The sequence below is a fragment of the Pseudomonas sp. S2_F03 genome (assembly GCF_054668335.1).
In genome coordinates, this window is sequence record NZ_CP162759.1 from 765,375 (window position 1) to 787,797 (window position 22,423).

At 56.7% G+C, this 22,423-nt stretch carries 20 protein-coding genes and 3 pseudogenes; all 23 read right to left on the reverse strand.

Annotated elements, in window-relative coordinates; translation table 11 throughout:
- Nucleotides 1–130: 130 nt before the first annotated feature.
- Complete coding sequence (locus AB4N76_RS03585) at nucleotides 131–334, reverse strand: hypothetical protein (protein ID WP_460164152.1); 204 nt, start codon at nucleotides 332–334, stop codon at nucleotides 131–133.
- Between the two features lie 162 nt (nucleotides 335–496).
- Nucleotides 497–973: a hypothetical protein gene (locus tag AB4N76_RS03590; protein ID WP_460164153.1), complete on the reverse strand. Its 477-nt coding sequence runs from the start codon at nucleotides 971–973 to the stop codon at nucleotides 497–499.
- 117 nt (nucleotides 974–1,090) lie between these two features.
- Nucleotides 1,091–1,408: a hypothetical protein gene (locus tag AB4N76_RS03595; protein ID WP_460164154.1), complete on the reverse strand. Its 318-nt coding sequence runs from the start codon at nucleotides 1,406–1,408 to the stop codon at nucleotides 1,091–1,093.
- Between the two features lie 299 nt (nucleotides 1,409–1,707).
- Nucleotides 1,708–2,106, reverse strand: a complete 399-nt coding sequence (locus tag AB4N76_RS03600; protein WP_460164155.1) for a hypothetical protein — start codon at nucleotides 2,104–2,106, stop codon at nucleotides 1,708–1,710.
- A 53-nt stretch (nucleotides 2,107–2,159) separates the two neighbouring features.
- Nucleotides 2,160–2,711 (reverse strand): Ig-like domain-containing protein, encoded by a 552-nt coding sequence (locus AB4N76_RS03605; RefSeq protein ID WP_460164156.1) that lies wholly within the window; start codon nucleotides 2,709–2,711, stop codon nucleotides 2,160–2,162.
- Nucleotides 2,671–2,916 carry an Ig-like domain-containing protein gene (locus AB4N76_RS03610; protein ID WP_460164157.1) on the reverse strand — a complete coding sequence of 82 codons (246 nt, stop codon included), beginning with the start codon at nucleotides 2,914–2,916 and terminating at the stop codon, nucleotides 2,671–2,673. Before AB4N76_RS03610 ends, AB4N76_RS03605 begins: the two co-directional genes overlap by 41 nt.
- On the reverse strand, nucleotides 2,913–3,653 hold the full coding sequence (locus AB4N76_RS03615; RefSeq protein WP_460164158.1) for an Ig-like domain-containing protein: 741 nt from the start codon (nucleotides 3,651–3,653) through the stop codon (nucleotides 2,913–2,915). Before AB4N76_RS03615 ends, AB4N76_RS03610 begins: the two co-directional genes overlap by 4 nt.
- A 2-nt stretch (nucleotides 3,654–3,655) precedes the next feature.
- A complete protein-coding gene (locus tag AB4N76_RS03620; protein ID WP_460164159.1) occupies nucleotides 3,656–4,054 on the reverse strand; it encodes an Ig-like domain-containing protein in 399 nt (132 codons plus the stop codon).
- Nucleotides 4,038–5,315, reverse strand: a complete 1,278-nt coding sequence (locus AB4N76_RS03625; RefSeq protein ID WP_460164160.1) for an Ig-like domain-containing protein — start codon at nucleotides 5,313–5,315, stop codon at nucleotides 4,038–4,040. Before AB4N76_RS03625 ends, AB4N76_RS03620 begins: the two co-directional genes overlap by 17 nt.
- Nucleotides 5,297–5,884, reverse strand: a complete 588-nt coding sequence (locus AB4N76_RS03630) for a hypothetical protein (RefSeq protein WP_460164161.1) — start codon at nucleotides 5,882–5,884, stop codon at nucleotides 5,297–5,299. Before AB4N76_RS03630 ends, AB4N76_RS03625 begins: the two co-directional genes overlap by 19 nt.
- Nucleotides 5,885–6,579: 695 nt before the next feature.
- Nucleotides 6,580–6,960: a LuxR C-terminal-related transcriptional regulator gene (locus AB4N76_RS03635; RefSeq protein WP_460164162.1), complete on the reverse strand. Its 381-nt coding sequence runs from the start codon at nucleotides 6,958–6,960 to the stop codon at nucleotides 6,580–6,582.
- Nucleotides 6,851–7,255 (reverse strand): response regulator, encoded by a 405-nt coding sequence (locus AB4N76_RS03640; RefSeq protein ID WP_460164163.1) that lies wholly within the window; start codon nucleotides 7,253–7,255, stop codon nucleotides 6,851–6,853. Before AB4N76_RS03640 ends, AB4N76_RS03635 begins: the two co-directional genes overlap by 110 nt.
- 251 nt (nucleotides 7,256–7,506) lie before the next feature.
- The gene (locus tag AB4N76_RS03645; RefSeq protein WP_460164164.1) at nucleotides 7,507–8,262 is read right to left on the reverse strand and encodes an outer membrane beta-barrel protein; all 756 of its coding nucleotides are present in this window, start codon (nucleotides 8,260–8,262) and stop codon (nucleotides 7,507–7,509) included.
- Nucleotides 8,249–10,738 carry an efflux RND transporter permease subunit gene (locus AB4N76_RS03650; RefSeq protein ID WP_460164165.1) on the reverse strand — a complete coding sequence of 830 codons (2,490 nt, stop codon included), beginning with the start codon at nucleotides 10,736–10,738 and terminating at the stop codon, nucleotides 8,249–8,251. The genes AB4N76_RS03645 and AB4N76_RS03650 overlap by 14 nt, the downstream gene beginning before the upstream one ends.
- Nucleotides 10,739–10,765: 27 nt before the next feature.
- A pseudogene (locus AB4N76_RS03655) lies at nucleotides 10,766–11,840 on the reverse strand (WD40/YVTN/BNR-like repeat-containing protein).
- Nucleotides 11,841–11,987: 147 nt separating this feature from the next.
- A pseudogene (locus AB4N76_RS03660) lies at nucleotides 11,988–13,348 on the reverse strand (DUF1329 domain-containing protein).
- Between the two features lie 32 nt (nucleotides 13,349–13,380).
- A pseudogene (locus AB4N76_RS03665) lies at nucleotides 13,381–15,210 on the reverse strand (DUF1302 domain-containing protein).
- Nucleotides 15,211–15,712: 502 nt separating this feature from the next.
- Nucleotides 15,713–17,317, reverse strand: a complete 1,605-nt coding sequence (locus AB4N76_RS03670) for a long-chain fatty acid--CoA ligase (RefSeq protein ID WP_460164166.1) — start codon at nucleotides 17,315–17,317, stop codon at nucleotides 15,713–15,715.
- A gap of 269 nt (nucleotides 17,318–17,586) precedes the next feature.
- Nucleotides 17,587–17,748: a hypothetical protein gene (locus tag AB4N76_RS03675; protein WP_460164167.1), complete on the reverse strand. Its 162-nt coding sequence runs from the start codon at nucleotides 17,746–17,748 to the stop codon at nucleotides 17,587–17,589.
- A gap of 580 nt (nucleotides 17,749–18,328) precedes the next feature.
- Nucleotides 18,329–18,817, reverse strand: coding sequence for a GNAT family N-acetyltransferase (locus tag AB4N76_RS03680; protein WP_460164671.1), 489 nt, complete (start codon nucleotides 18,815–18,817; stop codon nucleotides 18,329–18,331).
- Nucleotides 18,818–18,845: 28 nt separating this feature from the next.
- Nucleotides 18,846–19,202 (reverse strand): VOC family protein, encoded by a 357-nt coding sequence (locus tag AB4N76_RS03685; protein WP_460164168.1) that lies wholly within the window; start codon nucleotides 19,200–19,202, stop codon nucleotides 18,846–18,848.
- A gap of 713 nt (nucleotides 19,203–19,915) precedes the next feature.
- Entirely contained in the window at nucleotides 19,916–20,365 is a 450-nt protein-coding gene (locus tag AB4N76_RS03690; protein ID WP_460164169.1) for an antitoxin Xre/MbcA/ParS toxin-binding domain-containing protein, read from the reverse strand.
- Nucleotides 20,366–21,486: 1,121 nt separating this feature from the next.
- Complete coding sequence (locus AB4N76_RS03695) at nucleotides 21,487–22,413, reverse strand: site-specific integrase (RefSeq protein ID WP_460164170.1); 927 nt, start codon at nucleotides 22,411–22,413, stop codon at nucleotides 21,487–21,489.
- Between the last annotated feature and the right edge of the window lie 10 nt (nucleotides 22,414–22,423).

Genomic DNA, 22,423 nt, shown 5'->3' on the forward strand with positions numbered 1-22,423 from the left:
AATATCGAGAGAGCCTCTTCGGCAAGCGCCTCATTAATCATTTCAATACAGCACAGTGCCCTGGACTCGGGCGATACCCCGCCACAATTAGCTATAAGGCGCAGGAAGGTCACCACATCAAAGAATCCTTCTACACCCAACTGCCGTGCGAGGAGTGGCTCCTGCGATTCATGCAGGTCTGCGCCCCTTCCAGGGCCTCCAGTTCACTGAGCAAATAAATCGGCGTGGTTTCAGGGGTTTCTAGCCATCGCTCATAGTTGACAAAGAGGCTGGCATCCCAAGGAAGCCCCTGCAGTCCGTCGATAACTTCCCTGATATTTGAATAGATTTCCATGATGGAATTTCCTTGGCAGAACAAATTTGGCCAGGTCACCGTGAAGATTGCCTGCCTATCGCCAAAAACAATGGACGCACCAGGCGCCCATTGTTTGCCTGCGAGAGAAGAACAACGAACCGACGAGCCAAGCCGCAACATTCAAAGGGTCAACGCCGACCATCAAACCAGATTGACGGTCACCCCCTGCTGCACCAGCAACTCGGCATCCAGCGTGGAGTACTGGTAGCTGGTGTAGGTCACGCCACCGACGTCCACAGTGCCACTGCTGGCCCATTCTCCAGGCGTGATGCCATTGGGCAGTATGTCGTCGAGCGTGACGGTATCGCCGCTATCGCCGCGCACCATCATCTGGGCGTTCCCGTCGGTGTGGAACAGATCCTTGACACCCTGGTCCAGCACATCGCCCAACGACAACTTGAGCGCGTTGTTGCCTGTGCCCGTGATGTCCAACACCTCCATCGAATCGATCTTGCCACTCAACAAGGAAAAATCCAGCATCTGATCGGCGCCGCTCAACACCAACGTGTCCACACCAGCACCACCATCAACATTGGAGTAAACGTTCATCAAGTTTGAGACATCTGCCAGGTTGAAGACGTTATCAGCCGCATCCACCCTGATAGCCCGCTCCGCCATGCACTTCCTGCATAAGCGTCTACCGGCATAACTGCCTGCTCACCAACCCAGTCTATGCGAATGTTATCCATCAGAATCCGATCCGTACCCCCATGAAATTCGAAGCGAGTAAAGGACTTACCCTCCGGCATCTCCCAAGTGTGGGCGCCGTGAGATCCCCCACTCCGCTCCGGTGCCAATAGCATTCAGATCCACGCTCAGGATCAGATTGTTATCGGCATCGTAAAAACGCAGCGCCTGTCCGGATTTGGTGTTGTTGATATCAGCAAAATTCGCGGTGAAACGGGTGCCTGAGGCTCCCTTCAGTTCAACGCCCACTGCGGCTCCCGCGGTCGCCTGCAGCCAGGAACCGTAGCCCTTGCCTCCCCAAGAGGCGTCCCCAGCAACCTGTTTCAGAATCGGGTCGAACTCCTTCAAGAGTGCCGTAATCGTCATGGAGCCGATATCCCTGCTTTTGGCCTATGGCGAGGCTCTGGGCAGATTAGCACCTCAAAGTCCTGAGCGATTGTGCTCTGCGCTTGTGTCAGCAAGTCCGAGGAGTTGCCCGCCGAATCCACAATAGCTGCCGACATGACATCAATGCCTCCCCCATGCCCAGTGACAGGAACTCCGAGTAAATGCCAGACGTATCATTAGGCGTCTCAATCGTGAAGCTGTAGATGGTATGTCCTTCCGGGGCCACGAACTCCATTACGTGTCCATAGTCCTGGATCAGGCTCCCGGAATGCTGGCCATTAGCATTCACTGTAGTTGTCCACTGTGCCGATGAGGTTGCCCTCTGCGTCGTAGAACTTGTACATCGTCTGACGCGATGTAGAATCCAGGCCAGCCAGCTTGATCAACACCGAGTTCGTTCCGCCATCGATGTCGATGGTGGTCTTTGGTGCCCGCCTCCCAGGGCCCTTGAGCACGGGCCCTGTGCTCTTGATGACCTGCCCCTCGAAATGCATCGTCAGGCCATGGAAATCGACGCTACTGGCGTTTTCGGTACTGGTGTAACTGAAATCGCTAAAGTCAATGCGTTCAGGTACATGTGCAGCGTTGACAGCGGCGGCTCCCGCGGCAACCTCTGCCTCGGTCAACACATGCTCGTAACGCGCGCCATAGTGCGTCAATACGATGCGATCTCCCACCTTCACGGTCTGAGGGTCGAATCTGACAATTACATTCCCATCAGCGGTCGGGGTCAAGACAAGGGGGGCGAGGGGCGAGCTGACGCGTTTAGCAACGTGACCGTCGATGAGCTTTCGACACCCATATTGCCGGTCGCGTCTACCACGCGCGCGCAGATCGTCCAGTCCCCAGAGTGCGAGCTGTTGTCCATGACAAACCAGTTGGTGCCATTCACCTCTGCGTCCATCCATGTGGCACCGTTATCCAAGGACACCTGAACCTTTTCTCCCTTGCTCAACTCTGAGCTCAGCGTACCGGACATCAGGCGCCCTGGGCTGCCATCGTTGGTCACCAGATCGGTATCTCCAAAGCCACTGTCCTTGCTGATGTGAGTGAGCGTGGCCACCGACAGGGGGGCGATGGTGTCGATGTCTATAACCTGCGGGGCCGACACGGACACATTGCCCGCCGCGTCCGCCACCTCCACGGTCAGGCTGTGCTCGCCTTCGCCCAGGGCCGGGCTCGGGGTGAACGACCAGTTGCCGTCCGGCTGAATCACGACGGTACCGATCTCGGTGCCGTTATCACGGATAACGATGGTCTCGCCCGGCGAACCCGGTACCACTCAATGTCGGGCTCTCGTTGGTGGCGCCTGGCAGGGTGTTGAAGGTCGGTGCGTCAGGAGCCACGGTGTCGATGACCACCGGCTGTGGGTCCGAGGAGCCGGAGACGTTGCCCGCGGCATCCACCGCTTCCACGGTCAGGCTGTGCTCGCCTTCACCCAGGGCTGGACTCGGGGTGAACGACCAGTTGCCGTCCGGCTGAATCACGACGGTACCGATCTCGCGCCGTTATCACGGATGACGATGGTCTCGCCCGGTATGCCGGTACCGCTCAGGGTCGGGTTCTGGTTGGTCGCGCCTGGTAGAGTATTGAAGGTCGGCGCGTCAGGCACGGCGGTGTCAATGACCACCGGCCGTGGGTCCGAGGACGCGGAGACGTTGCCCGCGGCATCCACCGCTTCCACGGTCAGGCTGTGTTCGCCTTCGTCCAGAGCCGGGCTCGGGGTGAACGACCAGTTGCCGTCCGGCTGAATCACGACGGTACCGATCTCGCTGCCGTTATCACGGATGACGATGGTCTCGCCCGGAGCACCGGTGCCGCTCAGGGTCGGGTTCTCGTTGGTCGCTCCTGGCAGGGTGTTGAAGGTCGGCGCGTCAGGCACGGCGGTGTCAATGACCACCGGCTGTGGGTCCGAAGCCGCGGAGACGTTGCCCGCGGCATCCACCGCTTCCACGGTCAGGCTGTGCTCGCCTTCGCCCAGGGCTGGACTCGGGGTGAACGACCAGTTGCCGTCCTCTTGCACTACGACGCTGCCGATTTCGGTGCCGTTATCACGGATAACGATGGTCTCGCCTGGCGTACCGGTGCCGCTCAGGGTCGGGTTCTCGTTGGTCGCTCCTGGCAGGGTGTTGAAGGTCGGCGCGTCAGGCACGGCGGTGTCGATAACCACCGGCTGTGGGTTCGAGGACGCGGAGACGTTGCCCGCGGCATCCACCGCTTCCACGGTCAGGCTGTGCTCGCCTTCACCCAGAGCCGGGCTTGAGTGAACGACCAGTTGCCGTCTGGCTGAATCACAACGGAACCGATTTCCGTGCCATTGTCACGGATGACGATGGTCTCGCCCGGAGCACCGGTACCGCTCAGGGTCGGGTTCTCGTTGGTCGCACCCGGCAGGGCGTTGAAGGTCGGCGGCTTCAGGCACGGCGGTGTCGATAACCACCGGCTGCGGTCCGAAGCCGCGGAGACGTTGCCCGCGGCATCCACCGCTTCCACGGTCAGGCTGTGCTCGCCTTCGCCCAGAGCCGGGCTCGGGGTGAACGACCAGCTGCCGTCCGGCTGAATCACCACAGAGCCGATCTCGATGCCGTTATCACGGATGACGATGGTCTCACCCGGCGCTGCCATTACCGCTCAGGGTCGGGTTCTCGTTGGTCGCACCCGGCAGGCTGTTGAAGGTCGGCGCGTCAGGCACGTCGGTGTCAATGACCACCGGCTGTGGCTCCGACGCGGACACGTTGCCCGCTGCGTCCGTTACTTCCACGGTCAGGCTGTGCTCGCCTTCACCCAGGGCGGGACTCGGGGTGAACGACCAGTTGCCGTCCGGCTGAATCACGACGGTACCGATCTCGCTGCCGTTATCACGGATGACGATGGTCTCGCCCGGAGCACCGGTGCCGCTCAGGGTCGGGGTCTCGTTGGTCGCTCCTGGCAGGGTGTTGAAGGTCGGCGCGTCAGGCACGGCGGTGTCAATGACCACCGGCTGTGGGTCCGAAGCCGCGGAGACGTTGCCCGCGGCATCCACCGCTTCCACGGTCAGGCTGTGCTCGCCTTCGCCCAGGGCTGGACTCGGGGTGAACGACCAGTTGCCGTCCTCTTGCACTACGACGCTGCCGATTTCGGTGCCGTTATCACGGATGACGATGGTCTCGCCCGGAGCACCGGTACCGCTCAAAGTCGGGTTCTCGTTGGTGGCGCCTGGCAGGGTGTTGAAGGTCGGCGCGTCAGGCACGGCGGTGTCAATGACCACCGGCTGTGGATCCGAAGCGGACACGTTGCCCGCTGCGTCCGTTACCTCCACGGTCAGGCTGTGCTCGCCTTCACCCAGGGCTGGACTCGGAGTGAACGACCAGTTGCCGTCCGGCTGAATCACGACGGTACCGATCTCGCTGCCGTTATCACGGATGACGATGGTCTCGCCCGGAGCACCGGTGCCGCTCAGGGTCGGGTTCTCGTTGGTCGCTCCTGGCAGGGTGTTGAAGGTCGGCGCGTCAGGCACGGCGGTGTCAATGACCACCGGCTGTGGGTCCGAAGCCGCGGAGACGTTGCCCGCGGCATCCACCGCTTCCACGGTCAGGCTGTGCTCGCCTTCGCCCAGGGCTGGACTCGGGGTGAACGACCAGTTGCCGTCCTCTTGCACTACGACGCTGCCGATTTCGGTGCCGTTATCACGGATGACGATGGTCTCGCCCGGCGTGCCATTACCGCTCAGGGTCGGGTTCTCGTTGGTCGCACCCGGCAAGGTGTTGAACGTCGGCGCCTCGGGAGCCACGGTGTCGATCTTCAAGTCGATCGACTCAGACTCGCTGCTGGTGTTTCCAGCCGGATCCTTAACGACCACGGTCAGACTGTGGTCGCCGTCGGACAGCGCTAGGAGGTAAAACTCCACTCGCCCCCGTCACCAATTACGACCTCACCAATCACCACACCATTGTCGCGGATCTGCACGGTGTCGCCCGGACGACCGCTACCGCTCAGGATGGGTTGATTGTTGCTACCGGAGGCATCACTGATGTTCACAGCACCCGGAGTGATCGGGGCAATGGGGGCTGTGGCGCAGGAGCTACGGGTGGTTGTGGCACCGGCACCGGCGCTTGACCACCACCACCACCACCACCACCACCACCACCACCACCACCACCACCACCACCGGCCGCCGCCGCAGCAACGCCCAATAGTCCTAGAGCCCCAAGCGCAAGCGCCGAAGTCGAAAAAAAGACCGCCTGACGCAGGCAACGAACTCGGCTCAAATCCGGCGAGGCTTGCACGATCCAGGGCGAGCGGCGAAGACACGCCATCCTGCATGAACGCCACATCGTTACCGCTCTGCCCGCCGACCACATACTGGTGATAGGTGGAGTCCTCAGACATGCCAATGAGCTGACCTTCGAACTCATAGAAGTCCTCGATAATGAGCCGAGGTGCCTGCGGATCTTCCCCTTCAAGCGATACGTGCAAGTCCTTGCCTACACGCTTGACAACAATCTTCTGCGGCGCAAACCCATGCTCGCCGGCGGAAAGAACGTAATTCCCCCCTTGATTGCCTGAATTCGAACAGGCTTATCGGACGGCTGTGACAGATCACGCGTTAATGTCACAGTTGCGTTGTCAACGACAGAAACACTAACGTTAGTCATTTTCACACTGAATTACCTTTTCTGAGAGGTGCTAGTCGCGGCCCAAGCGAAACTGTCATCGAAACAGCCGGGAACAGTAGGAATTTCTAATCACGCTCAGACTAAATTTCGTACCGTCCTATCGACATAGGATCTGTCCCAAAAAGCTCCCATGACTCCAATGGCCCGGCGCAACAACTGGCAAATTGCGATCAGTCAGGCTCCGTTTTGAGCCTTGATATTGGCCATGGCCTTGATAAGTTTCTGGGTCGAGTAGAGTCTGAGCCAGATGCTACTGGCATCGAAAAGTGTCAGGCTGTCCGGCCAAACAGGTGGGCTACCCACAGACGCCTGCCTGGATCACTCGCTGGATACCGACAGACTCAATACATGCCACCCGCGCAAAAACGCAAAGAGACTTCGAGTTCGGAAGTCATTGCCATCGCATTGCGTCAGATGTGAAGAAGATTAGGGCAAAGGTTTTGCGGTAATGCAGGACAACTAAGCGCCCTGCTGCCCCCATTACTCAATCAGCAACTAAAGAGCTTTAAGACTCTGCTCCAGCTTGAACAACTCCGCATCCGTGCGCACACCCAACTTTCGAAAAGCCGCCTGCTTCTGCCCACTGATGGTTTTCATGCTTCTGGAAAACTTCCTCGCTATCTGTGAGACAGACATACCCTCCAGGCAACAGCGAAGAACCTCTTGCTCCTTTGGTGACAAAATCGGATCGCTGAATAGTATTTCCCCACCTTGGGAAGAGTCATCAAGCGTAGTTTCGCGAGCTTCCGCCGGGTCACGACCCAATTCATAGGCCAGGAGAGGTGATATAGGTATCACCGGCAGCCACCTTGCGCACAGCTTCAACGAGCCGCGCGACGTCCTCCGACTTACCGCAAAAACCATTAGCGCCGGCATTCAGCGTAAGGTTCACAACCGACGGTCTCTCCGTGGAAGATGAAATCAGTATGAGCAAATCCGGATGCAGCCGGCGAATCATCCGCAGCAGATTGAGCCCATCCAACTCATCAGCACCCAGCACATAGTCAAGGATCAACAGATCCACTTCTAACTCAGGCAACGCGCCAAGTAGATCCTGACCGGTAGGAAAAACCCCCACGACCTTGAAATCTGCCTCGCGGGACAGCTTCATTTCCAGCGCAACCCGGATCAAGGAATGATCGTCCAGGACCGCAATCCGCAACGGAGACATCACTCGACCATTTCACGATTCCCCCTCCGTGTTCCTGCAAAGGCGTCGGCATCCAGATCCAGTTCAGCTCCGGACGGACGCTTGGCAGACATGATGTGATGTAATTTGATATAGCCGTAGGATGCAAGTGTAGATGGCGGCGTATCCTTTGCACCTACATCCATTCAACACCACGAATGGAAGTGACTGGGCTGTTCGGACGCAAAGAGGGGGTCAGGTAGGTGTGGAGCGCCACACCCCTGACGACTTGACTAAAAGCGGTAACTCAGACCCACCAACGGCCCGGAAAACTTCAGATCGTAGGGAACGCCATCGGTCTCCCTATCCAGATACAGATAGCGATAACCCCCACTCAGGGACCATTTGTCGTTTAGCCGATAGGAGACCGCCGACGTCAATTGCCACGTTCTGTCCGAGGCATCTGCGACCCTGAATCCTCCGCCATCCATCCAAATAACCACTCGCCAACTGTTACCCAGACGTGCAGTTGCGCGGACAGCAACAAGCGGATCAACCCACGCGTCGTTCACGCTGGATTTGACATCGGGCCGAGAGATGCCACGAAGTACAACGTCGATGTCTCCCGATAGATAACGAGCCCCCACGCCAGCATCCAGCGCGAACCAGTTGTTGGTAAACACGCTGTAAAGCCCGTATCCGCCAACGGACTTCAGGGTGGTCGTCGTTTCAACTTCCGAGAACAACCGACCGAAGGGCGATCGCTCCTTGAATGAAAGGTCGAGGTAAAAGATATCGCCCACAACGGACCATGGCCCCTTGCGTGCAGATATCGAACCCATGAAAGCGGTATCAAGGGAGTCCAGCGCATCGCTTGCACTCAGTTCCGATTTCACCGTTCCCAATGGCGTCTTGACGTGACTGGTCGTCTCGGGAAACCAGCCATAAGACGAAAGTTCGACTTGCCAATCCATGGTGTCAGCCACGGCAATTTGTGGGGCCAGCATCAAACCGATGCCTGCCATCAGGACGCTGTTAACGGCTTTCATTCGTAGCGTATTCCTTGCGGTTGGGCGAAGCCTCAGGGGTTTCTTGCCCGGTGAAATTCCTGAGCAGGAAATGCGACAGCGCCGGAATCAGTACCAGTGCCCCAACCATGTTCCAGATGAACATGAAGGTGAGCAGGATGCCCATGTCTGCCTGGAACTTGATCGGCGACCATGCCCAAGTGATCACGCCGGCTGCCAGGGTGATGCCGACCAATGCAACCACCTTGCCGGTGAATGCCACGGCATTGCGATAAGCCTCGGTCAGCGACAACCCGGCGCGCTGTTGCGCCAATTGCACACTCAGCAGGTACAGCGCGTAGTCCACGCCGATCCCTACACCCAGGGCGATGACCGGCAAGGTGGCGACTTTCACCCCCATGCCCAGCCATACCATCAGCGCCTCGCACATGATCGAGGTCAGCATCAACGGCACCACCGCCACTACCACTGCGCGCCAACTACGGAAGGTCACGAAGCACAGCACGATCACCGCGCCGTACACGTACAACAGCATGGTCCGATTAGCCTCGCGTACGACGATATTGGTCGCCGCTTCGATCCCGGCACTACCGGCAGCAAGCATGAATTGACGTTCGTCATTGCTGTGCTCGCGGGCGAAAGCCTCTGCCACCTGAACCACCCGGTCGAGGGTCTCGGCTTTGTGATCAGACAAGTACGCGACGATAGGCATCATCGAACAATCGTTGTTGAACAGGTCCGGGCTATTGACCGAAGCTTGCTGTGCGCCGTAGTTCAGCACGTTCTGGTTGCGGGCGACGGTTTGCCACTTCGGGTTGCCTTCATAGGAACCGGCAGTGATCTGCCGCACAGCGTCGACCAGCGAAACGGTCGTTTGCACACCCGGCAGCTTCTGTAGCAGCCAGCCCAGACGATCGGCCTCCACAAGGCTTTCATACTTCAGACAACCTTCGCTGGGCGTCTGGAGCATGACCGCGAACTGGTCGCTGGACAGAGAATAGTTGGCGGTGATGTAGGCGTTGTCGCGGTTGTAGCGCGAATCGGCGCGCAGTTCCGGCGCGCCAGGGTCGAGGTCGCCAATCTTCAAGCGATGGCTGACAACGGCCGCACCTATAGCCAACAGTACCGCAACGGAAATGGCGAACGTGGCCCATCTGCGCTCGGTGAACTTGTCGAGAAACGTCCAGACCGCGCCGATACCTTTACTGCGCAGCTCATTGTTCTCGGCCCGCAGGCTGCGCTCCGCGGCTTTGCGACTGACGCCCCAATAGGACAGTAGAACTGGCAGCAGCACAAGGTTGGTGAAGATCAACACTGCAACACCCAGACTGGCGGTGATCGCCAAGTCCTGAATGACAGGGATGTCAATCAACATCAACACTGCAAAACCAACGGCATCGGCCAGCAACGCTGTGAGCCCTGCAAGAAACAAGCGACGGAATGTGTATCGCGCAGCCACCAATTGATGGGTGCCACGTCCGACGTCCTGCATGATCCCGTTCATTTTCTGTGCGCCGTGGGACACACCAATGGCGAACACCAGAAACGGGACAAGAATCGAAAACGGGTCAAGGGAAAAGCCAAGTAAAGCGACCAGCCCCAATTGCCAGACAACGGCGACCACTGAACAGAGAATCACCAGTGCCGTGCTGCGCACACAACGGGTGAAGTAAAAAATGATGGCGGTGGCAATCAGCGCGGCGGCGCCGAAATACAACATCACCTGCATCAAACCATCGATCAGATCTCCAACGAGCTTGGCAAACCCGATCACCCGGATCTTGAGCGGCCCCTTGCCCTCCTCGCCCGCCACGCGAACGCGGCCTTCAAATTCGTACTTGTCACGCAACTTCTCCTCGATGGTCCTGGAGAACTGGTGATAGTCGATGCTCTGGCCGGTGACCGGGTCCTTTTCCAACAACGGCACGAAGATCATGCTCGATTTGAAGTTGTTGCCAATCAGGCTGCCGACAATCCCGGAACGGGCGATGTTTTGGCGCAACTGCTGAACACTGCTGGCCGATCCGTCGTAAGAGTCGGGCATCACCGGACCGCCCTGGAAGCCTTCCTCGGTGACTTCGGTCCAGCGCACCGCAGGCGTCCACAGAGACTTCATCCACGCACGATCGACGCCTGGGGTAACGAACAGTTCATCGTTGATTTGCTTCAGTGCGTCCAGATAGCGTGGATCGAAAATGTCGCCATCGCTGCTTTCCACCACAACGCGCACTGCGTTACCCAGACCGCGCAAGGCTTGGCGGTTTTCCAGGTAGTTTTTAATGAAGGGCTGACTTTGCGGGAGCATCTTTTCGAAGCTGGCGTTGAGCGTCAGCCGGGAGGTCGCGAAGTAACTCAGCAACACCGTCACCAACAGGCAGGCCAGCACCACCCACAGGCGGTTATTGAAAATCAGCCGTTCCAGACCGTTGCCGGAGCGGACATCGAAGCCCTTCAGCTCGCGAACCACTGGCATTGTTTCGAGTTCGTAGTGACCCATATCGGTGTTCTCTTTGTAATGCAGTGCTTATTCGAGGGGCAACTGCCGCAGACCACGGGTGCCTGCCAGCACCAGTGAACCGCCGCTGGTAACTTGCACGGCGGCGACCGGGGCCAGTGAGGTATTTGGCTGGAGTTGAAAACTGAAACCGTCGTCGGTGCTGACCAACACATGACCTGCCTGGCTGACCAGGACGATCCGCCCATCGGCAGTGATGGTGCTCGAGGTAATGCTCAGGGGGAGACCGACGTCGATTTTTTCCAATTCGACCCGCCATCTGTGCTGCGATAGATGTTGCCGCGCAGACCGAACACCAGTGCGGCGCCAGGTTTTCCGGTCACACCGAAAAAGCTACCGCTGTACGGCGTCCGCATAGCCTTGAATCGACCGCTCGTGCGATCCTGCTTCATCACCAGGCCTTGCTCGCCGACGACGTACAACTCATCACCGACGGGGCGCAACGCGTAAAGATTCAGTGCGCCAGGGTTGTCGGTGCGCTCCATCAGCGGGATCCAGCGCTGACCGCCATCATCGGTACGGAAAATCAGGTTGAACGCGCCAACGATGTAGCCGACCCGCTCGTTTTCAAACCAGACGTCAAGGAAAGGTTTATCGGCGCCATCCTCGACCATGCGTTGCGCTTCATTAACCCTTGCCTGCAAGTCGGAGTCATCTGGATGGCTGTCGAGTTGATGCTGGTAGTAGTTAAGCAGGATCGGACCTACTTCACGCCCGTCCAGTTGCCGGCTCCAGGTTTGTCCGGCATCGCTGCTGTGAAGCACTACACAATCATGACCTACAGCCCAACCTTTTGCGATGTCGGAAAGTGCACCGCCACCAAGTCGGAACTGACTGGAACTTGCGCTTGCTGCCAGTGCTGGCCGCGATCATCGGAATACAAAATGTGCCCACGCTGACCTACGGCAATCAGCCGCTCTCCCGCCCGGGTCAAACCGGTCATCATCGATTGCACCGCCAATTCGCTGCGCACCGCTGGGGTGTCCAGCACATCGGCGAACTCAGCGGCGATCGCCGGACGGGCAAACGGAACAGCGATGGCGGACGCTAAGGCAGCGAGCAGAAACCATTTGATCTTTGTCATTATTGTTATCTCGGGTGCAACGTACGCGATCAACAAAATCCCCCTGTAGGAGCGAGCCTGCTCGCGATGGGGCCAATGCATTCAGCGGAGATGTTGAATGTCACATCGTTATCGCGAGTGAGCTCGCTCCTACAGGGATCGCGGGGGTTAACGAATGCCGGTGCCGGCCAAAGACTCGGCGGACCACTGAGCCTTGGACAATGGATCGGTGTATTTCAAGCCGCCATAAGGGCCGTAGAAGCCACTCAGGCTGTAGGAGCCGGCGATAAAGTCATAGATCACGTGGTTGATCGAGTCCGGGGCCTGCACGTCATAGCTGTAAGCCAAGTGAGTGAAACCTCCCCGGTACAACTGTCCGCGCGCGTCGTACTCATCCGAGGCCAAAATAGTCCAGCTGTCCTCATCCAGATAGAAAGTACGTTTGCTATAGATGTGGCGCTTGCCGGGTTTCAATGTTGCCTCGACCACCCAGACGCGATGCAACTCCCAACGCAGCAGATCAGGATTCAAATGGCTCGCGGTAACAAGCTCGGCAGCGTTCTTGTGATAGTTCAGCTTGTAGGTGTTGTAGGGAACATACATTTCCTTTTTGCCGGCCAGCTTGAAGTCGTAGCGGTCCATGGCGCCGTTAAACAGGAACGCGTCATCATAAGTCATGACTCCGGAGGTGCCTGGATTGGGCGTATCGTAAGCCAGGTCAGGCGCCAGCTTGACTCGGCGTTGCCCCGGCAGGTATTGCCAGGCACGACGAGGCTGCTTCAAGGGATTCACTGAGTCGATGAGCAGAGTGCTTCACCGACACGGCGCGCGGCCCGGTGTGTTGCAACTTGACCTTGTAAATAGCTTCATCGACGGCAGCCGGACCTGCTGGACGCTTGGGATCGAACAGCGGGAACTCAATATCGATGACACCCGTGGAACTGAGATTTACGGCGCCAGAGCTATCGCCAATCCAGGTATCGTATTTATTACTCATGGCCACCCCCTGGTAATGCAAAGGTGGTTCCACATAGCTTCATAGCCGTTGGAGGGAATTGGGAACGGCACACCCGGCAGAGCATTTTCCAGCGTCAGGCCGCCCTCACCGGTTTTTGCTCCACGGCGTTTGCCACACTGTTTTCCAACACGTTGCGCGGCAACACCACAGACCGGTGCGTTGGATAAACATCCACGCGATAAGTCGGGTAGCGCTTGAGCAGTTCCAATGTGGAAGCAGACATCTTGTCCGCATTCTCTGCAGCATTTTTACCGGTGATTACCATGCGCGGCTTGTCACTGGCGAATGGGTCGGGACGGAATGAATCGCCGGGTTTGAACTCGGCCGGAATCGCGATCAGACTTCCCGTAAAGGCAGGAATACTGCCATCGGCGTTGGCAGCTTTTTCTGCGCCTATGGCAGTCAGGCTGGTGCCAAGTTTCGCAGCTTGTTCGGTGCTGACTGCTGCATATGCGGAGCTTGCAATCGTCAACGCTACGGTGGTGGTCAGTAGTGATTTTACGAAGTTCATGGGGTGCCTCCAGTTAACTCACAGCTCGAAGATCAGAGGGTGGTTTTAAAAGTGAGAGTGACCATGCCGCGATCCTTGAGCTGGGGTTGTGTCCCGGCAAATGCTGTGGTCTGACCTGGGACGCAGTTATATTGGCCGTTGGCGCCGGGAGCAGCCCCATCCCCGTGTGCCGCCGCGTTGCCCGCAGTCCCGCAGGTATCGAAATCGCCGAAGTTGTCGACGTACTTGAGGTCGAAACGGTATTGGTTTTGAACGTCCATGCCGACGCCCACCGAGTAACTGCCCGAGCCTTTGTTACCACCCAGCTGCACGGAGGATTGACCCGCAAGACCTGCGTTGTAAGTGGCTGGAAGGTACATATCGATACCGGGAAACACTTGATACCAGACCGGGTTGAAGTTCACGCCAAGCACATAGTTGTCCTTGGTGACCTTGTCGACGCCGTAGTACCAGTCCTCGCCCTTGAACAGTTGCTTGTTGTCGGTCACATCCAGCCAACGGCTGTAACCGAGCTCAACCAGCAACGACGCACTGTCCCAGAGCGGCGTTTCGGCGAACGTGGTCAGGCCGTTAAGCACTGCGTGCACGGTGTTGCCGCGTGCCACGCCGTTTTCGCCATCAAAGCTGCTGATGAAGCCGGGAGCCGTCGCCGAACCCAGGATTGGGTTGACAGTGGCCGCCACGCTCGCCAGGGGCATGTTGTGGCGATAGTTGAGGTCGAAACCTACGCTCACGCCTTCGATGTTTTTTGGAAAGACTGATGCCGTAGATATCAATGTCATCCACGTAGAACTGGTTGTAGCTGCCGGCGTTACCGGAAGCCAACTGGGCTGCACCTACAGAGACCGGCTGCAAGACCACGTTGGGCAAGGTGTCCGCGGTTTTCCGGTAGTAAAGACCCAGGGTACCGTCGAGCCATTCCGAGCTCCACTTGGCCATCAAGCCGAAATCACCATGATTGTCCGGTGTGTAGGTATGGCCATTACTCAGACGCAAGAACTGATTGACGCCCAAGGGACCCGGCGTGCCGAAACGGGGGTTCTGTGCCGCGACCAGCGACAGGTTGTGGCCGCCATTCTGCAGACCATCGTTAAAGCCCAGGTACGTGCCGGATTCCGGCAGTCGCGATGCATTCCAGTCGAGAAAGTACTGGGCGGCCAGGGTTAACTCAGGATTGACGGTGAAGCTGGCGGACAGTTGGTTACGCGGAATGAACAGCTCTTTGGCTTCGGTGCCTGGAACTGCAAGCGCCTTGGACAAATCCAGTCCCGACTGTCCGTAACTGTTGCCATGAGCAAAGGCCAAACACTCTCGCCCCAGTAAAGGGTGTGCTTGCCGGCCTTGCCGCTGAGCAACGACTCGTCGCCAATTTCCGTACTGCCGAACACAAAGGCGTCGAGAATTTCCGAAGACGGGCCGTTGTAATAACGGTCTGCGTAACCGCTCAGATGATTCGAGTCGGGCTTACCATTATTGAGCTGGTTGGTCGACGGGTTGAAACTGCCGACATCGTCATAGGCATGGTCGTACCAGCTATTGGCACTGACCCGGAAACCCAGCTGCTTTTTGTACACCACATCCAGTTCCGATAGCACGTCCAGGCGCTGGGAGACGGGACTGCCAGATGAGAAATTACGATCGCCGTCGTTGTTGTTCCACGAGTTCGCCAACTTGCTGTTAGGGGCTTCGACACGCTGGGCGTAGTTGAACTTCAGCGTATTGTCGAAACGGACCGAAAGGTCCTCATTTCCTGTATCGAGTTCGAACGCCTGCACAGGCGTCATCCCAAGACCAGTCAACACTGCGGATGCCAACAATCCGCGACGCAGATTTGGATGACAGATCTTATTATTTTTATTCATCTAACTTGCACACCTTCTCTGTGATTCACGAAAGCTTTGTCAATGAGTTCAATGCACGTAGGCGTCGTCCTTGGGCGCTCTATCGGATGGCTGTATGAAGCAATCGGCTTTTCAAATAATCGGCCCCATCACGACAGCGTCCACGCAGCGCTTCAGGGGCTGTTCAAGGAGTGCCGAACACCGCCTGACCAGTGTTCGCATGGGCTCACCGGATTGCGCGAGCACTTACATCTTGCTTTGCCTGCCCCAACGTATTCTTGACGACAAGTGCCGCACATTTGACATTTGGCGTCACAAAACTCCGCGGCCTTCAGCGGCGACTGAAAGCGCACGGCGTATCGCCGTAAGCGCTTCGGGAATCATTGATGGAGGGCGTTAAGCTATTTTGGAGGGGAGGAGGATGGCGCCCGACGACCTGAATGCATTTCAAATGAAAGCAGCCTGCCAGTCCGGGCTGGCAGGCCCTTCCAGCTATCTCAGGGCGACTTTCAAGCTATAGATTTCAGCGAATGTTGGGCCATTGGTATTGTGCAAAGCGCTCGCGCAGATCTTTCTTGCTCACTTTACCCGTGGCAGTGTGCGGCAGCTCGGACATCAATTCGCAGGCATCGGGCAACCACCACTTCGCGATTTTTCCAACCAGAAACTCAATGAGTTCTGGAGACGTTGGGGAATGCCCCGAACGTGGCACCACCAAAAGCAGCGGGCGCTCTCCCCACGTAGGTTGATAAACACCGATCACCGCTGCCTCTGCCACACCAGGGTGCGCCATCACCGCATTCTCGATTTCAATGGAACTGATCCACTCCCCGCCAGACTTGATCACGTCCTTGGTACGGTCAGTAATCTGCAAATAGCCACGAGCATCCAGGGTGGCGACATCCCCCGTATCGAACCAGCCATCAGTCGATTTCCCACCAAAATATCCGCAGCACACCCAAGGACCTCTGACCTGCAAGCTTCCCGAGGTTTTGCCGTCGCGCGGCAAGATATTTCCCTCGTCATCGACGGTTCGCAGACTCACTCCAAATACCTGCCGTCCAGCCATGACTTTTTGGCGAGCCTGGTCCTGCGGGCTCAGCGTTTCGTACCAGGGTTGATGGCGGTTATAAGCGCCCAACGGGCTGGTTTCCGTCATCCCCCAACCGACCTCTAGGCGCACGCAATGACGAGCCATACTCTCTATCAAAGCAAGCGGACATGCTGAGCCGCCTGACACGGCACGCTTGAGACTCGCAATGTGCAAACCATTGCTTTCCAGATAATTAACGAGGGCCAGCCACACAGTCGGAACACCCAATGCATAGGTGACCCGCTCATTATTGATCAAGCTTTCCAGAGTGGCGCCATCACCGGCTTTGGGCCCCGGCAATACCAACTTTGCGCCAACCATCGCCGCACTGTAAGGCACACCCCATGCGTTGACATGGAACATGGGCACGATCGGCATCACCACGTCTTGCGCGCACAGATTGGTTGCCTCGCCCAAGTTGCCGGCCAAGCTGTGCAACACCGTGCTGCGATGACTGTAAAGCACACCTTTGGGGTTGCCTGTCGTCCCCGATGTGTAGCAAAGACTGCTGGGAGTGCGCTCATCCAGCATTGGCCAGGCGTAATCGCTGGTTTCGGCAGCCAGCAGTTTTTCATAGCTGGTTACATTCGGCAGGGTCGATTTCGGCAGCTCGGCTTCATCGCACAAAACGACAAAGTGGCGCACGCCTGATATCTGGGTCTGGATACTTTCCAGCAGCGGTACGAACTGCGGGTCGACGAACAGAACACGGTCTTGTGCGTCGTTAATGATGAAAATGATCTGTTCCGCAAAAAGACGCGGATTAATCGTATGGCACACGCGCCCGGAACACGGGATGGCGTAATACAGCTCAAAGTGACGGTAGTCATTCCAGGCCAACGTTCCCACGCGGTCTCCCGTCGCAATATCCAGACGATCCAGGGCATTGGCAAGCCGGCGACTGCGAGCAAACGCTTCAATATAGGTGTAACGATGTCGAGAACCATTGCTGAGCACCGAAACAATTTCTACATCTGCCGCAATCTGTTCCGCATGATGCATCATCATGGCGATATTCAATTGATCCGCCATCATTAGATCTTCCATCGTGACCCTCGAATTTCTCTGCTTTTTAGAATTGTTTGCCGCCGCCTGTAGAGATCGATGCCTATTCGAAATCCGCGGTGCGAAAAATGCTTAGGCATTGATTCGCCTGCCACGATTCGTGTCATCTGAACGCACTTATTCCACGCTTCGCGGGCGGGAAGGGGCGGCTGAGTATGCAATCCACCTCGCAGTAAAATTTGACATATCACGCCAAATTTTTATCTTTTTGCGGTCGAGATTTTTTCGGCTCAAATAAATTACTGATTCAACACAGCCTCTTGAACCGTTTCAATATTTTCAGGTTGACCTGCCAACCCCGCTGACCGAGCAAATATTTTTAACCGTGTGCGGGATGCCAGTCGCACCGAATTTTGCCTCTCAAGACCCGGCAAAATACTATTGACATTCAGCCAAAGCATCGACTCGCGATCATCTGGAAGTGAAGTATTAAATTTAAAGATTCGAAACGTTTTTTACGCCTGCACTTCAATGCGGAAAATTGACGGCGCAATCAAAAATGGTGCTTTTTTATTACTCGGTTTTTAATCGTAACTTCCATCTCGATCCAAATTTGTGCCAGCACCGGTGATAAACCAACATTCTGCAACGGAACGCTGATTTCTTTTTCAGATAGCGGGTACACTGTACGGCCCCAGGTATAGCTATACCGGCGCTAGCGTCAACTACACAGAATGTGCCATTCTTCAAAATAATCAAACAAAGAACAAACACCTTCATACTCGTGATACATCCTAGACAAACAAACAAACAAATAAATAAATAAATAAATAAATAAATAAATAAATAAATAAATAAATATTATTCAATGTACTTCTGATTTTCCAATCCAGAAGTTAAATTTGAAATTCTCCAGATTGTAATTAATGGCCGATTATCCACCTATAGGAAACGTCTGATTATCTACTTGGCTGGATGCTTAACATGCATCAACCAAGGCCTTGTGTCTAACCCGAGCTTCGTGGACACCCCGTGCCTTGGCTAAATTCCGTACTGCCTGCTGCGGGTCATATGGATGAGTGCCGATCTGCGAATGTCCACATAATTTCTTTCTTCGACTGCAAAAGGAAAGAAACCAAGTTTCGAATAAAGCAGCAAGCCCTCTGTGTTTTCATTGAAGCACGAGATCTGCACCTCCGTTGCGCCATATTGATTGAACGCCAGAGCAGTCATCGTTTCCACAATAAAGGTCGCCACACCTATACCTCTTGCTTCTTGGGCAACGATGACATTGCCAATACAGCAAATCCCTTTTCTTTCAGCGCGATAAAAGTTGGCAAAGCCGACTGCGGAATCCCCAACCTCGAAAACTGTGGAGTTAAATCGTTGATTGATAGCTTCAGACAACTGATTTTCAGTTAGCGGATATGTAGCTTTCGGGAAGATATAAAACAACTCCCGAGCATCTAGGGGAAAGCTGCAAATGGTTCCGAGGTCGCCCATTGTCACTAGCCTGTGTTGCAATATCATCGCGCACCAAAGAGAAATTTCTATTGTTTTAGTTGGAAGCACTCCAAACAGCGAGTTCATAACCGTCGAGATCAATAAAATGAAACCTTTTTCCTCCCGGGAAGGAAAAATTCTCAGGACTAATCGTCGCTCCTGCTGCTTTTAGCCTACTTTGCGTCTCTATCAAATCCTCGGCATACAAAATCACCAGCGGGCCTCCTGGTCGAACTGGCTCACCCGTAGTGAACCCGCCTGTCAACCGGCCATCGCTGAACTCCATGTAAGTAGGCCCATAGCTCACAAAACTCCAGCCGAAGGCAGCACCGTAGAAGCGCTTGGCTCGATCAATGTCGCTGACATTAAACTCTATATTATCAATCTGGCGATAATTGCCTCGAATACCCATATGTAGTCACGGCCGTGGTAGCGAATGGAGAATATCCGACCTGCACGCTCCCATTCACGGGGCATAGAATCGCTAGCGCTTGAATTATTCGCCCCTTGGCTCACGATGTCCGCTACAGAAAGCCAGTCACAACCTTCCCAGACGGCTTTCTTGGCCGCGGCGAGAATTCGGGCTTCTCTTAGAACATTCGAATCGGGCTGTTTCATACTTCAGCTCTCGATGAGCAGTAAGGAAATCGAGGATAACGTCCGAGAATTGAGTATACAAAGAAGCGGTCGGGCCCCTAAAGCCTTGAGGAATAAAGGTCCCGAAGAGATTGGGGATGTACACTGCCAGCGTGGTAGGCAGGCCCGGCAAAAGGCGACCTGTAACCAAAAACAGCAGCTCGATACCGGCTACGCAAGCAGGCCAATTCCTCTGCCGACCGAAGTCCACTAAAGGGTCGTCAGATCGCTAAGACTTGAGGTAAGACTCCCTGCGGCCAAACAACACGCGGTGCAACCAAGCGAATCGGCTTTACCCTACGAGCTTTCGCACGCTATACGGGCGACGGCGCCAGTCGCCAGTCGCCAGTCGCCAGTTCCGATATAGGCTGGTGAAGACTGCTCATGCACAGAGTGAGATTCACCAAGCATCGGCTCGGGCTGTGCCGGATATGACTCGCTCACACCTGCGTCAATCGGATCAACACTCAAAGCCTTGAATCCGCCGCCTTACAACGCCAGCCCTTCCGCCAGTTGAATCAGAAACTCCTCGACCAGGCGAGTACCCAGACTGGTGGAGAGCAAAGCGTAGGGTGGTTTCTCTGCAAAGCGCAGTTTGGGTTTGCTCAGCCAGCGCTGAGCTTTTTGGCTATCGCCAAACAACGTTTCAGCCATTGCCGTTACGTGCGCAAGCCAAAACACACGATCACTCTCGCCCAAGGTCAAGCGTTGGCTGCGCGCGCAGCGGTTGTTCAAGGTGTTGGGTGCGATGATCTGGCTGAGCGCAGCCGCGCAGACGATACCTTCATCACTGAGATGTTTGATACTTCGCGCCGGAAAACCCGCGGCGATCAACGTGTGGATCTCTAGATCCGAAGCCTCGAGGGGGATGCCCAGCAGCGTTTCCAGCCGGCGCCGGTAGGCGCGGTGAGCCTCTTTGCCCAGCACTTCAGCCAACATGGATCACCTTTCAGAGTTGCCAGTGTGCGTGCCGCATCCACTGTTGTGCTCACCAAGCCCGCAACTGATCGGGGAAATCTGCAGGTAAGAACAGCCGAATCGAGCGGCCCCACCGATCGCGTTTTGTCTTCACAGTTGATCATGCTGTATGCGTGACATTCGCGTACACCTCTACCCTACCCCATGCAGCGTTTATTGTGTCGCTGATCTGGGCATCATGGCAGTGCAAGTCGCCGCGTAAGTGCAATCGCGCCCTTTTGCTTAAGCGAAATCTGTCGATGACCGGCTCCTCACCCACCTCGGTGCATGAGGGCTGGTGTGCCCCCGACGCCCCAAACAGCTTGATCCGAATGACCGACTAAACCGTTGCCGGTCGATGCCAAGGGAGAGGCCGCCCCCCAAGAGGTTGTGCCGCCCATTTCGTTGATGGCGACAATTCTTGACTTCTGGCCGAATCCACAAATTTTCTGCAGCACATCAAGAAATCTTGATTTCACGCAACTCTGCCTTTTTTCTTGGCTGACGAGCGATGTGACTGCCGCCTTCATAGGATTGCCTGAAGCGGCCGCCCGACCGAGAAAAATCCAGATTCCACCCCAGTTTACTAGCGCTTGAGGATGGGCCAGTGGCAGATTGCAGGAAAGCGTTGGGGCAAAGCTCGTTAACCACCGATGATACGTCCCCAGGCAATCCGGGGGTAAATGGACGGGTACTATCGGGCCTGCGCTTGTGGATGCCTTTCACGCTCGCCCACTCCAAGCTGCGTTAGCCCAGACCGACTAAGCAACGCATCGTCTGGCAGTTGATCGCGACATTTTGCTTAGCCTGCACTTTCGGGCTGTGGTGTCTACACAAACCCCGTGCTTAGAAGAGGTGCTGCCCGCGCAGCTGCACCGACGTCCCCTTCTACACTGCCCTACATATGCAACCAAAAACCAGATAACGCCTGCCATTCCCCTTGGCGTACCGCCAACCCTGGCGTTTTCACCCATCCACTGCCTGAGGTTTGAGAATCTTGGTTTCTCACACCTGTTGAATCGCCCAGTTCAAGGGTAAATTGGCCTGGTTGTACGGCTGTAATAACGTAGGCCGTAGCCCAGTACGAAATCGTCGCCACGCAGTCATTTTGACTCTTCTGCATGACGCCGCCAGTCACCGAACGGCGCGTCAGCCTCCACGTAGCGCATGGCGCTGTGCACGTCACGCCAGCCGACATACTCCATCAAGGCTTTCGGGCTCCATTTGTTGCGGCTGGCCCAAGTGGCAAAACCGCGGCGCAAGGAATGGCCGCTGTAGCGCTCGCCGGCGACCCCACCACGCGTCAGCGCCCGGCGCACCACCCGCGCCACGCTGTAGGGGTGCAGGGCCTCGGTGGACAAATGGCCCCAGCGGTCGATGCCACAAAACACCGGCCCGGCCTGCAACTGGCTGAGGCTCAACCACTCCTCATAGGCCTGCACTGGGCACAGGCGCTGCAAAGCCGGCACGCTGACGGTGCGGCCCTGATGCTCACGGTCGGATTTGCTGCTGGAGAGGAACAGGCTCAGCCCTTCGCCGGGCACGAGCTGGTTGGTTTCAACGCGTAAGCGGCACAAATCATCACTGCGAAAGGCGCGCCAAAAACCCAGCAACAGCAAGGCACAGTCGCGGCCGGCACGCAGGCGCACGGCCCGGTCCGGCGACGCTGCCTCAACTTGTAATGCCGCCACGCACTGCTCCAGTTCGCGCAGTTGCAACGGTTCGGCCTGCCGGACCTGCCGCGGGTGCAGCGCCTGAATGCCGCGCAACACGTCGCGCACTTGTGGGGCCTTGGTTGGGTCGATAAAACCATGCTTCAGATGCCAACGCGCCAAGGCCGCCAGGTGGCCGCGCAAGGTGCTGATCGCCAGGGACTCCGCGTGCTCGGCGAGATAACGCACGATGCTGTCACTCGACGCGGGGAGAAAACCACCCCAGTCCGTCTCGTAATGCGCCAAGGCTTGTTGGTAGCGGCGCGTGGTGCTTTCCCGCCGCGCCGCCTGCAGGTAACGCTCCGCGGCAGTGGTCATCCCTACCCTC

Coding starts and splice junctions, on each gene's coding strand:
- AB4N76_RS03585 (WP_460164152.1), bottom strand. CDS start 334: ATGGAAATCTATTCAAATATCAGGGAAGTTATCGACGGACTGCAGGGG.
- AB4N76_RS03590 (WP_460164153.1), bottom strand. CDS start 973: ATGGCGGAGCGGGCTATCAGGGTGGATGCGGCTGATAACGTCTTCAAC.
- AB4N76_RS03595 (WP_460164154.1), bottom strand. CDS start 1,408: ATGACGATTACGGCACTCTTGAAGGAGTTCGACCCGATTCTGAAACAG.
- AB4N76_RS03620 (WP_460164159.1), bottom strand. CDS start 4,054: ATGGCAGCGCCGGGTGAGACCATCGTCATCCGTGATAACGGCATCGAG.
- AB4N76_RS03635 (WP_460164162.1), bottom strand. CDS start 6,960: ATGCCGGCGCTAATGGTTTTTGCGGTAAGTCGGAGGACGTCGCGCGGC.
- AB4N76_RS03640 (WP_460164163.1), bottom strand. CDS start 7,255: ATGTCTCCGTTGCGGATTGCGGTCCTGGACGATCATTCCTTGATCCGG.
- AB4N76_RS03645 (WP_460164164.1), bottom strand. CDS start 8,262: ATGAAAGCCGTTAACAGCGTCCTGATGGCAGGCATCGGTTTGATGCTG.
- AB4N76_RS03650 (WP_460164165.1), bottom strand. CDS start 10,738: ATGGGTCACTACGAACTCGAAACAATGCCAGTGGTTCGCGAGCTGAAG.
- AB4N76_RS03670 (WP_460164166.1), bottom strand. CDS start 17,317: ATGATGGCGGATCAATTGAATATCGCCATGATGATGCATCATGCGGAA.
- AB4N76_RS03675 (WP_460164167.1), bottom strand. CDS start 17,748: ATGCTTTGGCTGAATGTCAATAGTATTTTGCCGGGTCTTGAGAGGCAA.
- AB4N76_RS03680 (WP_460164671.1), bottom strand. CDS start 18,817: ATGATATTGCAACACAGGCTAGTGACAATGGGCGACCTCGGAACCATT.
- AB4N76_RS03685 (WP_460164168.1), bottom strand. CDS start 19,202: ATGGGTATTCGAGGCAATTATCGCCAGATTGATAATATAGAGTTTAAT.
- AB4N76_RS03690 (WP_460164169.1), bottom strand. CDS start 20,365: ATGTTGGCTGAAGTGCTGGGCAAAGAGGCTCACCGCGCCTACCGGCGC.
- AB4N76_RS03695 (WP_460164170.1), bottom strand. CDS start 22,413: ATGACCACTGCCGCGGAGCGTTACCTGCAGGCGGCGCGGCGGGAAAGC.